Annotated in this window: 13 protein-coding genes; 6 read left to right on the top strand and 7 right to left on the bottom strand. The window is 62.9% G+C overall.

What is annotated here, in order from left to right:
- Window positions 1–182: 182 nt before the first annotated feature.
- Together ELH03_RS04615 and ELH03_RS04610 are read right to left on the bottom strand one after the other, a co-directional pair.
- Window positions 183–1,193: a ligase-associated DNA damage response exonuclease gene (locus ELH03_RS04615; protein WP_128402250.1), complete on the bottom strand. Its 1,011-nt coding sequence runs from the start codon at window positions 1,191–1,193 to the stop codon at window positions 183–185.
- Window positions 1,194–1,280: 87 nt separating this feature from the next.
- Window positions 1,281–2,087: an alpha/beta fold hydrolase gene (locus tag ELH03_RS04610; RefSeq protein ID WP_130766089.1), complete on the bottom strand. Its 807-nt coding sequence runs from the start codon at window positions 2,085–2,087 to the stop codon at window positions 1,281–1,283.
- 114 nt (window positions 2,088–2,201) lie between these two features.
- Between ELH03_RS04610 and ELH03_RS04605 the strand changes: the two genes are divergently transcribed.
- A complete protein-coding gene (locus tag ELH03_RS04605) occupies window positions 2,202–3,173 on the top strand; it encodes a glycerophosphodiester phosphodiesterase family protein (RefSeq protein ID WP_128402248.1) in 972 nt (323 codons plus the stop codon).
- Between the two features lie 105 nt (window positions 3,174–3,278).
- Here the strand turns inward: ELH03_RS04605 and ELH03_RS04600 are convergent, their stop codons facing one another.
- Window positions 3,279–5,576 (bottom strand): sensor domain-containing protein, encoded by a 2,298-nt coding sequence (locus ELH03_RS04600; protein ID WP_128402247.1) that lies wholly within the window; start codon window positions 5,574–5,576, stop codon window positions 3,279–3,281.
- 255 nt (window positions 5,577–5,831) lie between these two features.
- On the opposite strand from ELH03_RS04600, the gene ELH03_RS04595 reads away from it, so the two are divergent.
- Both ELH03_RS04595 and ELH03_RS04590 read left to right on the top strand, forming a co-directional pair.
- The gene (locus ELH03_RS04595; protein WP_128402330.1) at window positions 5,832–7,199 is read left to right on the top strand and encodes a TIGR03808 family TAT-translocated repetitive protein; all 1,368 of its coding nucleotides are present in this window, start codon (window positions 5,832–5,834) and stop codon (window positions 7,197–7,199) included.
- A 98-nt stretch (window positions 7,200–7,297) separates the two neighbouring features.
- On the top strand, window positions 7,298–7,963 hold the full coding sequence (locus ELH03_RS04590) for a glutathione S-transferase family protein (protein WP_128402246.1): 666 nt from the start codon (window positions 7,298–7,300) through the stop codon (window positions 7,961–7,963).
- Window positions 7,964–7,966: 3 nt separating this feature from the next.
- Here ELH03_RS04590 and ELH03_RS04585 read toward each other — a convergent pair whose 3' ends face one another.
- Window positions 7,967–8,863: a LysR substrate-binding domain-containing protein gene (locus ELH03_RS04585; protein WP_128402245.1), complete on the bottom strand. Its 897-nt coding sequence runs from the start codon at window positions 8,861–8,863 to the stop codon at window positions 7,967–7,969.
- A gap of 177 nt (window positions 8,864–9,040) precedes the next feature.
- Between ELH03_RS04585 and ELH03_RS04580 the strand changes: the two genes are divergently transcribed.
- A complete protein-coding gene (locus ELH03_RS04580) occupies window positions 9,041–9,235 on the top strand; it encodes a hypothetical protein (protein ID WP_128402244.1) in 195 nt (64 codons plus the stop codon).
- Between the two features lie 38 nt (window positions 9,236–9,273).
- Complete coding sequence (locus tag ELH03_RS04575) at window positions 9,274–9,639, top strand: MmcQ/YjbR family DNA-binding protein (protein WP_128402243.1); 366 nt, start codon at window positions 9,274–9,276, stop codon at window positions 9,637–9,639.
- On the opposite strand, the gene ELH03_RS04570 is transcribed toward ELH03_RS04575, so the two are convergent.
- Both ELH03_RS04570 and ELH03_RS04565 read right to left on the bottom strand, forming a co-directional pair.
- Window positions 9,624–10,244 carry a glutathione S-transferase family protein gene (locus tag ELH03_RS04570; RefSeq protein WP_130658574.1) on the bottom strand — a complete coding sequence of 207 codons (621 nt, stop codon included), beginning with the start codon at window positions 10,242–10,244 and terminating at the stop codon, window positions 9,624–9,626. The genes ELH03_RS04575 and ELH03_RS04570 overlap by 16 nt on opposite strands.
- 360 nt (window positions 10,245–10,604) lie before the next feature.
- Window positions 10,605–10,961, bottom strand: coding sequence for a hypothetical protein (locus tag ELH03_RS04565; protein ID WP_012756560.1), 357 nt, complete (start codon window positions 10,959–10,961; stop codon window positions 10,605–10,607).
- 141 nt (window positions 10,962–11,102) lie between these two features.
- Here ELH03_RS04565 and ELH03_RS04560 point away from each other — a divergent pair, with 141 nt between their 5' ends.
- Window positions 11,103–11,858, top strand: coding sequence for a DeoR/GlpR family DNA-binding transcription regulator (locus ELH03_RS04560; RefSeq protein WP_128402241.1), 756 nt, complete (start codon window positions 11,103–11,105; stop codon window positions 11,856–11,858).
- Here the strand turns inward: ELH03_RS04560 and ELH03_RS04555 are convergent.
- Window positions 11,833–12,573 (bottom strand): hypothetical protein, encoded by a 741-nt coding sequence (locus tag ELH03_RS04555; protein WP_128411614.1) that lies wholly within the window; start codon window positions 12,571–12,573, stop codon window positions 11,833–11,835. The two genes, ELH03_RS04560 and ELH03_RS04555, sit on opposite strands and share 26 nt — an antisense overlap.
- Between the last annotated feature and the right edge of the window lie 88 nt (window positions 12,574–12,661).

Genomic DNA, 12,661 nt, shown 5'->3' with positions numbered 1-12,661 from the left:
AAAAACCCCCTCCCCAACCCCTCCCCACAAGGGGGAGGGACTTAATGAGCGGCCATCGCCGCATTCATCGTCCAGCGCAGAGCATGTGGCCGGCTTGTTGGTTTGCGAGGCGGTGCAACGGCTTAGCCCCTCCCCCTTGTGGGGAGGGGTTGGGGAGGGGTTTTCAGCGACAAACTCCATCCTCAATCCCCCTCATCCTCATAACCCACCAGATGGAGCGGTTTCGCCTTGATGCCCTGCAATTGGCACCAGCGCACCAAGGCCTCCTCGCGGCCATGCGTCACCCAGACCTCGGCCGGGTGCAATTCCCGGATGGTTTCGGTCAGTTCCGGCCAGTCGCAATGATCGGAGATGACGAGCGGCAGTTCGACGCCGAGCTGTTTGGCGCGCTGGCGCACCATCATCCAGCCGGAGGCGAAGGCCGGCAGCGGCTCGTTGAAGCGCCGGGCCCAGCGATCGGCGAAGGCCGATGACGGGCCGATGACGACTGCACCCTTGAAGGCGGACTTGTCGCGGCTTTCGATCGTCGCCGGCAGCAGCTCGCCGAGATCGATGCCCTGCTCGATGTAATAGTCGCAGAGTTTTTCCATGGCGCCATGGATATAGATCGGTTCGGCATAACCGGCATCGCGCAGCAGCCGGATGACGCGCTGGGCCTTGCCAAGCGCATAGGCGCCGACGAGATGGGTGCGCTCGGGAAATTGCCGCAGCGACGCCAGCAGCTTGGCTATCTCCTCCATCGGATCGGGATGATGGAAGACCGGCAGGCCGAAGGTCGCCTCGGTGATGAAGACATCGCAGGCAACCGGCACATAGGCGGCGCAGGTCGGATCGGGGCGGCGCTTGTAGTCGCCGGAGACGACGATGCGGGTGCCGTTCTTTTCGATGGCGATCTGAGCGGAACCGAGCACATGGCCGGCCGGATGAAAGCTCACCTTGACGCCGTTGACCAGCAGTTCCTTGCCGAAGGCTGCAGCCTGCTCGCTGGCGCAAAAACCCTCGCCGTAACGCAGGCGCATGATGTCCAGCGTCTGGCGGGTGGCAAGCACGTTCACATGGCCCGGGCGGGCATGATCCGAATGGCCATGGGTGACGAGCGCCTGCTCGACCGGCCGCACCGGATCGACATAGAATCCGCCTTCCGGGCAATAGAGCCCCTCCGGGGCGGGATAAAGCAGCGCATCAGGTCTCATAAAACGAGAGATAGCGGGAAATGGACGCGAGGCCAGAGGGCGGGAAGAAGGGACTATGGAATGGAGCGTGGCTCAACGACTGCAATGTCATGACCCTATCCCGTCGAGGAAGTTGACCACAGCGACATCAAACTCACCCGGCCGCTGCAGCGGCGCGAAATGACTGACGCCTTTGAGATAGATCATCTCAGCGTTCGGAATGCTGCGGGCAAGATATTCGGCATGGTCGGGCTTGATGAATTCGTCGTGCTCGCCGAGGACGATTGCAACCGGCACCCGGATCAGCGCCAAGTCGGCGGCCTGATAATTCGGCTCCGTCCGCATCATCAGGCTGACCGCCTCGACGAATGGATTAAAATCATCCGGCGTGGTGGACAATGCGGCATAGTCCTTGGCGTGCCGGCTGAAACATCGGTCGATGACTGGGCTCGGAATAAATTCCAGCGTGCCGCTCGGATCCATGTTGCAGGCGAAAAAGAAGACCCCCTCGACACGTGAGGGCGCCGTCATGGCAAGAATCAGGGCGATGCAGGCGCCGTCGCTCCAGCCGACGACGGCCGCCTTGTCGAGATGCAGTGCGTCCATGACGGCGAGCACGTCAGAGGCCATCAGCTCATAGCTATAGGGACGGGCATCGCGGGTGCTTCTTCCATGGCCACGGCTGTCGATCAGCACGACGCGGCGGCCGCGGCGCAACAGTGCCGGGACCTGATAGCCCCAGTTGCCGCTGTGACCAAGGCCGCCATGCAGCAGAATGACGGGGGGACCTGCGCCGTAGGACGCATACCAGATGCGGGCACCATCACGCGCGACATGCCCTTCGACTGCTGCCGGCGGCAACGGGGCGGCACCATGCGATTCGAAATGGATGAGCTCGTCGTCTTGTGGTTCCATAGCGATGAGGCTCCCGTCGGCGAATAGACCCGATGGCATAGAAAAGCCGGAAAACAGCCCAAGAACAACCAGAATCGCTTTCTAGCCCTTGCGATGCAACCAGGGGGATCGGCATTGGGCAGGAAGTTTTTCTATTGTGCGGCGGCAATCGCCGTCGCCGCGGCGGGCATCTACCTCAACAATACCAGCCTGCTTGCCGAACATCGGCAGGGAAAACCGGTGCTGCTCGCCCATCGCGGCATCGCCCAGCGCTTCGACGAAACCGATCTCAAGAACGACACCTGCACGGCAAGCCGCATGCTGCCGCCGAAACACGATTATCTGGAAAACACCATCCCATCGATGCAGGCAGGTTTTGCGACGGGCGCCGATATCGTCGAGATCGACGTACATCCGACAACGGACGGGCAGTTTGCGGTTTTTCACGACTGGACGCTCGACTGCCGCACCGACGGGCATGGCGTTACCCGCGAGCATTCGATGGCTGACATGAAGAGGCTGGACATCGGCTATGGCTATACCGCCGATGGCGGCAAGACCTTTCCCTTCCGCGGCCGGGGCGTCGGCATGATGCCGACCCTTGCCGAGGTGCTGTCGACTTTTCCGGATCGGCGCTTCCTCATCAACGTCAAGAGCCGCGATCCTTCCGAGGGCGAAAAGCTCGCCGCCGTGCTCAACGGACTTTCCCGGGAAAGACGGGCCGAGATCATCGTCTATGGCGGTGACGAGCCGATCGACGTGCTGCGCCGGACGGCACCCGATATCAAGACCGCCTCGCGCAAGAGCCTGAAGGGCTGCCTGTTCGGCTATATCGGCTATGGCTGGACCGGCCTGCTGCCGGACGAATGCAAACATGCGATGATGCTGGTGCCGATCAATATCGCGCCGTGGCTCTGGGGCTGGCCGGACCGTTTTCTCAACCGGATGGCGGATGCCGGAACCGAGGTCTTCGTGCTCGGCCCCTATCGCGGCAGCGATTTTTCCACCGGCATCGACGACCCCTCGCAACTGGCGCGGCTGCCGCCAAACTATGCGGCGGGCATATGGACGAACGAGATCGAGGCGATCGGCAAGCTTGCGAAATAGAGCTTGAAAGACGCCGCATCGACCTGATCGATGCGGCGTCTTTCAATGTTTCCTTTTGTGCATGTCGTTCTCCCAAAACCGCTGCACACTTTTGGGCGACATGCACTAGAGGCTCCGCGCCCGCAGCAATGCCGGGATCTCCTCCGGGGAGACGGGTTTCGAGAAGCGGTAGCCTTGCGCCTCCTCGCAACGCGCCTGGCGCAGGAAATCCATCTGGGCGTCGGTTTCGACACCCTCGGCGAGAACCGAAAGCTTCAGCGTCTGCGCCAACGAGATGACGGCCGAGGCGATAGCGACGGCGGTCTTGTCGCCCGGCAGGGCCTCGACCAGCGAACGGTCCATCTTCAGGCGATCGAAGGGGAAGGTCTTCAGCGCCGCCAGGCTGGAATAGCCGGAGCCGAAATCGTCGATCGCCAGGCGAACACCCAGCGCCCGCAGAGATTCCATCATGGCGAGCGCGCGTTCGGCATCGTGCATCACCACGCTTTCGGTGACCTCCAGCTCCAGCCACCGCGACTGCAGGCGGTGGCGTTCGAGCGCTTCGGTGACATGGGTTGCGAAATCCGGGTCGGCGAACTGCTTGGCGGAGACGTTGACGGCGATCGTCAGCGGTGTCAGGCCCATATCCTGCCAGTTGCGCGCCTGGCGGCAGGCCTCGTTCAGCACCCAGAGACCGAGGGGGACGATCAGGCCGGTCTCTTCGGCGAGCGGAATGAAATTGACCGGCGGCACCCTGCCCTTGGCCGGATGGTTCCAGCGGACCAGCGCCTCGAGCCCGGTGATGCGGCCGGTGGCGACATCGACCTGCGGCTGATATTGCAGGAACAGCTGGTCGCCGGTGATCGCCTGGTGCAATTCCTCGTGCTCGCCGAGCGGCATTCCGACAGGCGTGCTGCCGCCATCGTGATGTTGCAATGTGTTGCGGCCGAGTTCCTTGGCGCGGTACATGGCGCGGTCGGCATTGGCGAGAAGCTCTTGTGAGGTTGCGCCATCGAAGGGGAAGGCGGCAACGCCGATGCTCGAGGTGACGGTGATCTCGCCGTCCGCGCCGCGGATCGGCCGGTTGATCGCCTTCTGCAGTTCGCGAAGGCGGCGCGTGATGCCGGCATCGTGGCTCGACTGGTGGACGAGCACCACGAGGAATTCGTCGCCGCCGAGACGCACCACCATGTCAGACGCCCTGACGCTATTGGCCATGCGGGCAGCGATCTCCTTCAGCACCTCGTCGCCGGCGGCGTGGCCGCGGCCGTCATTGATGTCCTTGAAATTGTCGAGATCGATATAGGCGACGGTCACCTTGCGGTTGTTGCGCCGGGCCTGGTCGAGGATACTCGCCAGCCGCTCCTTCAGGAAGGCGCGGTTCGGCAGGCCCGTCAGATCGTCATGATGGGCCATGAAATGAATGCGGTCGTCGACGCGCTTGCGCTCGATGGCGATGCCGGCGATATGGGTGGCGAGCGCCACCAGCGTCATCTCGTGCTCGGTGGGGCGGCGGACTTCCCTGGAATAGAGCGCGAACGTGCCGAGCACATTGTTCTGCGATGTGGCGATCGGCGTCGACCAGCAGGAGCGGAAGCCGAACGGGGCAATCAAGGCGCGAAAATCCTCCCAGAGCGGATCGCTCATCACGTCCTCAACGATCACGGTCTGACCGCGCCACGCGGCGGTGCCGCAGGAGCCGACCTTGGGACCGATCGTGACACCATCGATGAGGCGGCTGTAGCCGCCGGGCAGATTGGGAGAGGCGCCGTGATAGAGTCTGGTGCCCTCGCTGTCGAGCAGCAGCACCGATCCGTCGATCCCGGTCAGCTGCGCCTCGATCATCAGCACGAGCGCCTCGAGGATCATCGGCAACGGCTCGTTGCGGGCAATCATTTCGAGCAGGCTCGCCTGGCCGCGATGCAGATCCTCCTGGCGTTTGCGTTCGGTGATATCACGGGAAACACCGATCAGGCCGACAATTTCGCCGCGATCGTTGCGCAGCGGTATCTTCGAGGTCAGTCGGCATATCGGTCTTCTGCTGCCGGGATGGACGTAGGATTCCTCCATGTCGATGCGGGCTTCGCCCGTCGTCATGATCTGCTGCTCGATATCGAAATGGTGGAGCGCCGTCTCGAAATCGAACAGGTCGAAATCGCGCTTGCCGGTGATTAGCGCAGCGCTCTCCAGGCCAAGGCTGCTGGCGGTGACGGCATTGGCAAAGACGAAGCGGCTGTCACGATCCTTGACGTAGAGAAAATCCGGAAGCTCGTGGACGATTTCCTTGAGGCGGAGGTTCTCGATACCCTCGGATAGGTGGTGGGCGGTCGATGCCATCATTGCCTCCGTCGCGGCGACGATACGCCGCGTTTCGGCCGTCAGGGCATCAGCTGATTCCCATCGCCTGGCACTCGGTTCGTGCATGCCGCCATTCTCCCCGCCGGCCGAAGGCCGTATCCCGCATCCGTCATCATAGAAATTCCCTTAAAAGTAGTCCTCATTTCCTTCGGCTTGCTTAAATGAAAGGGTGAACAAGACGACAATATAAGCGGCGATATCCTGCCGTCGCCCGCGACCGCCACTGCAATTTTGCCCGCCTTTGCCAAGCTTGCGCCAAAAGAATACATGCGGGCTTGGCACGTTTCCTGCTACGGGCGCGTTATGACAAGTGATCCCCGGATGCCCTCACGCCGCGACATGCTTTTCTTTCTTGCCGCTTCGGCCGTTGCGGGAGGGACATCACGTGCCCTCGCCTCGCCGCCGACGGCAGCCGCTCAGCCCGATCTGCGCGGGGCGATCGACGCGGTGGAATATCGCGCCACTCCCGAAAGCGGCGACCGCAAGACCCGCAACCTTGAGCAGATGATCAAACAGGCGGCGCGCGAGAACGTGCCGGTGTTCCTGCCGCCCGGTACCTACCGGATTTCCAATCTCACCCTGCCCGACAATACGCGCATATCAGGCGTACCCGGCGCCTCGCGGATCGTCTATACCGGCGACGGCCACCTGTTTTCGGCCGAGAACGTGCGGCGGATCGAGCTTTCCAATCTCGTCATCGATGGCGGCAACCGCTGGCTTGGCGACTATGCCGGCGGGCTGTTGCAATTTACCGGCGTCGACGAGGTGCTGATCGACAATTGCGAGATCGGCGGCAGCCGCAAACACGGCCTGCAGCTGGAGCGCTGTGGCGGGCGGATCGAGCGCAGCCGCATTTCGGGGGCCGCCCAATCCGGGCTTTACGCGGTGGAATCGGCAAACCTTTCGGTCACCGGCAACACGGTCTCGGATTGCGGCAATGGCGGCATCCTGGTGCACCGCTGGAAGAAGGCGGAGGACGGCACGGTTATATCCGGCAACCGCATCTCCAACATCCGCGCCAATGACGGCGGCACCGGCGAAAACGGCAACGGCATCAATATCTTCCGTGCCGACGGGGTGATGGTTGTGAATAACCACATCTCCGACTGCGCGTTTACGGCGATCCGCGCCAATTCGGCCTCGGACATCCAGATCAGCAACAACCAGTGCCGGCGATCCGGCGAGACGGCGATCTATGTCGAATTCGCCTTCGAGGGCGCCGTCGTTTCCGCCAACATGATCGACGGGGCCGCGAACGGTATCTCGATCGCCAATTTCGACGAGGGCGGCCGGCTGGCGAGCGTCACCGGCAATGTCGTGCGCAACCTGACGCTGCGCGGCCCCTACCAGCACGAGGTCGGCTTCGGCATCGGCATCGCGGCAGAGGCCGACACGCTGATTTCAGGCAATGTGATCGAGGGAGCGCCGCGCTGGGGGCTGCAAATCGGCTGGGGTCCGTATCTGCGCAACGTCGTTGTGACAGGCAATGTGGTGCGCAAGGCGCCTGTGGGATGCGCCGTCTCGGTCGCCGATGGCGCCGGCACCGCCGTCATCACCGACAACATCTTCCAGGAGACCGCCGAAGGCGCGGTTTTAGGCTTCCAATGGGAGAAGAAGGTGTCCGGCGAGATGGCGGGCGGCGGCTCGCCCTATGCGCAGCTGACCGTCGAGAGAAACCGTATCTCCTGAGGGCCATCAAAAGCTTTCATCATCCCATCAGCCACCAGGACTTTTCCCACGCCGATCCGGCATTTACGGTCTCTCGGACACATCGAGGGGATATGGACATGCTGACAATCTACGGGGTCTATCGGTCGCGCGCTTCACGCGTCTATTGGATGGCGGAGGAGCTTGGGGTCGAATTCCGCTCGGTGCCGGTGCTGCAGGCAAGGCGGCTGGCAGATCCGCTATCTGAGGATGCGCCGCTCAACACGCATTCGCCGGAATTCATTGCCGTCAACCCGATGGCGCAGATCCCCAGCATTCGGGACGGCGACCTCGTGATGCACGAGTCGCTGGCGATCAATCTTTACCTCGCCCGTAGACATGGCGGGCAGCTTTCCGGCCAAACCGTCGAGGAAGACGGATTGCTGACGATGTGGACGGTCTGGGCGGCTGCGGAGGTCGAGCCGCATACGGTGAAGATCGTACTCAGCTATGATAACGGGCTCGAAAACAGCGAAGGTGGCCAACAGACGATCGCGGTTGCCTGCCGCTCGCTACGCAGGCCACTGGCGGTTCTCGAAGGCCACCTCGCCGGCCGGCAATGGATCGTCGGTGACCGCTTTACCGTCGCCGATCTCAACATCGCCGAGGTGCTGCGCTACGCCCAGACCGAAGAGGCGCTGTTCGATGCGCATCCGAATATCAAAGCCTGGATCGAGCGCTGCCAGTCCCGCCCGGCCTATAAGGCGATGCAGGCGACCCGCGGTAGGGAGCCGATCGAGGTTTGAGGGCTACTGGAAGAGCGTGAGCGTGCCGGCCATTTCCTCACGGATCCAGGCCTTGAAATCCTTCACCTTCTTCGGCTCGCGCGTGCCTTCGGCGGTGACGAAGTAATGACCGAAGCCGGTCGGCGCACGAATGCCGAAGGGCGCTGCGAGCCGGCCTTCGGCGAGCGCAAAAGCGGCAAGGGTCTGCCAGGCGAGCATGACGCCCTGGCCTGCAATCGCCGCATCGAGGCAGAGCGAGGCATCGTTGAAGACGTGGCGGGTCGAAAGCGTGGCACCTGATAGTCCGACCTCGCGCATCCAGACCTCCCAGGTGAACATGGCATGGCCATCGATGATGGCAGGTAGTTGGAGGATATCGGCGGGCTCTTTCAATGTTGCGGCCATATCCGGGGAACAGACGGGAAAGACCTCCTGTGCCAGGAGCAGTTCGGCCTTCACATCCGGCCATTTGCCGTTACCGACGCGGATGCCGATATCGACATCGCAAAGGGCCGGATTGACGAGATTGGTCGTCGCATCCAGCCGCAGCTTGATGTCGGGATGACGCTCGGCGAAGCGATCCAGCCGGTAGACGAGCCAGCGGGCGGCGAAAACCGGCGCCACCGAGATTGTCAGGATCGTATCGTCCTTGCGGCTCGCGATCGACACCGCTGCCGAAAGACGGGCAAAACCCTCGTCGAGCGCCAGGAGCACCGGCCGGCCGGCTTCCGTGGCGATCATGCCCCTGGCGGTGCGCTCGAAGATCACCTGACCAAGTTGGGCTTCGGCCTTGATGACCTGCTGGCTGACGGCGCCAACCGAGACGCCGAGTTCGTCGGCGGCGGCCTGGAGCGAGCCGAGACGGCCGACGGCCTCCAGGGCGCGCAGGCCGTTGAGATGGACCATATTCAAGTTCTTCATATAGTTTTTCTATAGCGCGGCCGCATTAATCTCAATTGAAAATCTGCCTGTCGAGGCCGACATTGGAAGCATAGGCAATCCATTCAAACACAGTGCGTGAGACGGATAAGATAGCTCAGCAGGCGGAGGCCACTTTGCAATCATCCTTCTAGGCCACCGAAGAAAGCGAGGCCTGCCATGTCGTTGCTGAAGTTTTTCTTGAGACCTGCCCTTCCCGCGAGAAGCGCAGAAATTATCCCCACCTGGAAGGATGATCCGCTCCGGCATCCCGAGGTCGAGCGTATGTCGATGCGCGAAATCGCCGATCTGCCGCTCGGGATGCCGACCGGCTTTCCCAAAGAGGCCAAACCGCCGCTGGCGAAATGCGCGTGAAGATATGGTAGGTTCGCCCTAACCGAAAGGGCGGAGCAATGGCCGACGACGTCGATGCGATCTTCCAACGCCTGAAACGGCTGGCGGCGGAAGCCGGCCTGCCTGATATCGAGGAGAGTACCTCCTATGGCAATCCGGCGCTGAAGGTCGGCGGCAAGAGTTTTGTGGCGGTGAAGAACGCCGAGACGATCGTGATCTCGATTTCGCTCGACGACAAGGATCACCTGCTGGAGATGGCGCCTGACGTCTATTTTCAAACCGATCATTATGTCGGCTGGCCGCATCTGCCGGTACGCGCCGCGGTGATCGGCGACGCGGAATTGCGGCTGCGGCTGATCGGCGCCTGGCTGTTCCGGGCGCCGAAGAAGCTTGCCGCCGGGTTTAACGATCAGCCCCGGTCGTAGGCCAGCGCCCGCTGGACGGCGGGGCGCTGCAGCATGCGGGCGTGGTGGTCGCTCGCCTTTTCGAAGCGGGCGGGATCGACGCCGTCCGACGGCAGCCAGTCCGTCATGACGAAGAGATAGGGATCGGCGAGCGAATAGGCTTCACCCATCACCCATGGGCCTTCAAACATCGTCTGCTCGATCAGCGTGAAACAAGCGGCCATATTCTCAGGCACCTTGGCCTTCATCGCCTCGATTGCCGCCGGCTCGTCGGCCCAGCGCGAGCCGCGCGGGCGATGGGCATGGTTCACATGCACGGTCGAGCAGATATAGCTGTTGAAGGACTGGAGCCTGGCAAATTCGAAGGCATCGTCATGCGGCGCCAGCTTGGCGGCCGGCGCGCTCTGGGCGATATAGGCCAGGATCGCCGGCGTTTCCGTCAGCACGCCATAATCAGTGACCAGTGCCGGCACCCGGCCCTTCGGGTTGATCTTCAGATAGTCCGGCGAACGCTGATCGCCATCGCGGAGGCTGATCTTCTTTACTTCGAAGGCCAGGCCGGATTCTTCCAGGGCAATAAGGCTTGCGAGCGCGCAGGTTCCCGGCGCGTAATACAATGTCAGCATGGTTCTCGACTCCCTTTCGGCAAGGGTTATAGCGTAGCGGTCGGTGCGCCGGAACTGGGGAGACTGGGTTTTGATCCTCCATCGGGACAAGGGTGGGTGCGTCCAGTGTAAGGACATAACAGATGTGCCGTGTGGCCCCCTCATCCGACCCTTCGGGCCCTCTTCTCCCCGCTGGGGAGAAGAGGGCGCAAGCCGGGCGCCCTCTTCTCCATTACAACGCTTCAGAGGAGCGAGGCGCCGCCACGAGTCCGCTTCTCCCCAGCGGGGAGAAGATGTCGGCAGGCAGATGAGGGGGTGAGCGGCAAAGCCGCGAATGCGCTGAGCGTAAGCGAAGGGCAAATCGCAGGCGCAGCAATCCGCTCAGCCGCAGCCCGGCACGTCTTCCAGGCGGTGCCAGACCGGGATGCCGCGTTCCCGGGCGATGCGGACGTCGTTGTCCGCTCCCTTGGAATCGCCCGGCAGGCGCAGTACGCCCTCGCAGAGCTGCAGCAGCCGGCCGGCGACCGGGTGGAAGATCTCTTCGTAGAGCGCATCGCCGACCGACCTGCCGCCGGCGGCGTGCCAGATCGGCAGGGCCACCCATTCGCCGATCATCGGCACGTGGCCGGCCTGAAACAGCGCGTGCGAAGGCGCTTCCAGCCGCTTCAGGTTGGCAGCCATCTTTTCCGGGTCGTCGCCCGTTCCGGACCGATAGGGCCCGGCAATCAAAATCAACATGATCCACTCCTTCGCTCCGCTTTATGCGTGAGCACTCCCGGCCTCATGCACGGGATTTCTTGAAAATGCACGATATTTCTTGAATGTCGAGTCACTTCGTGCAATATCGGGCTATCCTGTTTAATTTCGTGCAGAGAGACGATGCTGACAACGCAACGCAAGACCCTCATTCTCGACATCCTGCGCCGTGACGGTCAGGTGATCGCCAAACGCGTCGCCGAGGATTTCGCGCTTTCGGAAGACACGATCCGGCGCGACCTCCGGGAAATGGCGGCAGAGGGGCTGTTGAAACGGGTGCATGGCGGGGCGATGCCGCTGGCGCCTGATCTGCCTGATTTCACCGCGCGGCGCAGCGTCTCGTCACAGATCAAGGCGCGGCTGGGGGCGGCGGCGGCGGCGATGGTCAAGCCCGGTCAGATGATCTTCCTCGACGGCGGCACGACGACGGCGGAGATCGCCAGGCATTTGCCGCGCGACATGCCGCTGACGGTTGCGACCCACAGCCCGACGATCGCCGCCGAGCTGGAACACCACCCGACAGCCGAGGTGATCCTCACCGGCGGACGGCTCTACAAACATTCGATGGTGGCGACGGGAGCGGCAGCGGCGGCAGCAATCTCGCAGCTTCGCCCCGATCTCTTCTTCCTCGGGGTGACGGCGGCGCATCCGGTACACGGGCTTTCCACCGGCGATTTCGAGGAAGCGGCGATCAAGCGGCATATCGCCCGCTGCGCGGCCGAAACGCATGTGCTGCTGACCGAGGAGAAGTTCGACCTCGTCTCGCCCTGCCCGGTGCTTGGTATTTCCGAGGTGGCGGGGCTGATCGTGCCCATGGAGATGACGGCCGAACAGCTGAAACCCTATCGCGATCTCAACGGCGCGATCGCCGCAGCATGATGGTGCTGCGGGAGGGCTGCGGTGCTGCAGCATGCGGCAAGAGACTTGCGGCAAGGGCCGCGATGAAGGCCGCCAACACGGCATAGGCCGGCGCCATGCTGCCGGTTCCAAGGGTGAGCACCGTCTGCAGATAGGGCTGCGCCAGCGCGATGATGACGGAAAGTGCCGGCATGTCGAGCAGGGTCCCGGCGATCCGCGACAGTTCCGGCATGAAGGCTGCGCCGGCAAGCGCGCCGTAGACCGCCGTCAGGCGGAGTGTGAGGCGCAACGGCACCGAGGCTGCAAGCGGCAGCATGTCACCGTCCTCGAGGGCAAACATGAGATAGGCTGCGAAAGCCGCCAGAAACAGGAAGGCGACGGGCAGTGCGGCCAGGGTGGCGGGTTGCGTCAGCGCCGCCGCATCCGCCGCCAGGAAGAGCAGGATCGGCGTGGAAGCGACGAACCAGATGGCGACGATCGGCCCCCAGAACCAGATGAGCGAGAGAGCGTGAAGACGGAGCAGCGTCGCCATGAAGAGCACGCCGATCGCGGTCCAGATGCAGGCGGGTTTGAGCACGCCCGATATCAGCCGGAGGGCCGGCTCGCAGGCGCCGGCCATATCACCGCAGCCGGACAGCTGGATCGTGAGCCAGGTGATATAATCGAGGCTCAGCGCGGCGAACATGAAGATGCCGATACCCATCAGCATCCACCAGAGATAGCGGCCTGCAAACATGCCCTGCCCTCACGGCTTCCAGGACTGTGCTCACGTCGCCGCGAAAGGGTGCATCCGCGATCGCAGGACGTACCTCTTTATATTAGGT

It is taken from the genome of Rhizobium beringeri (assembly GCF_004306515.1).
Classification (GTDB): domain Bacteria; phylum Pseudomonadota; class Alphaproteobacteria; order Rhizobiales; family Rhizobiaceae; genus Rhizobium; species Rhizobium beringeri.
This window is presented reverse-complemented; position numbering and strand designations above follow the sequence as displayed.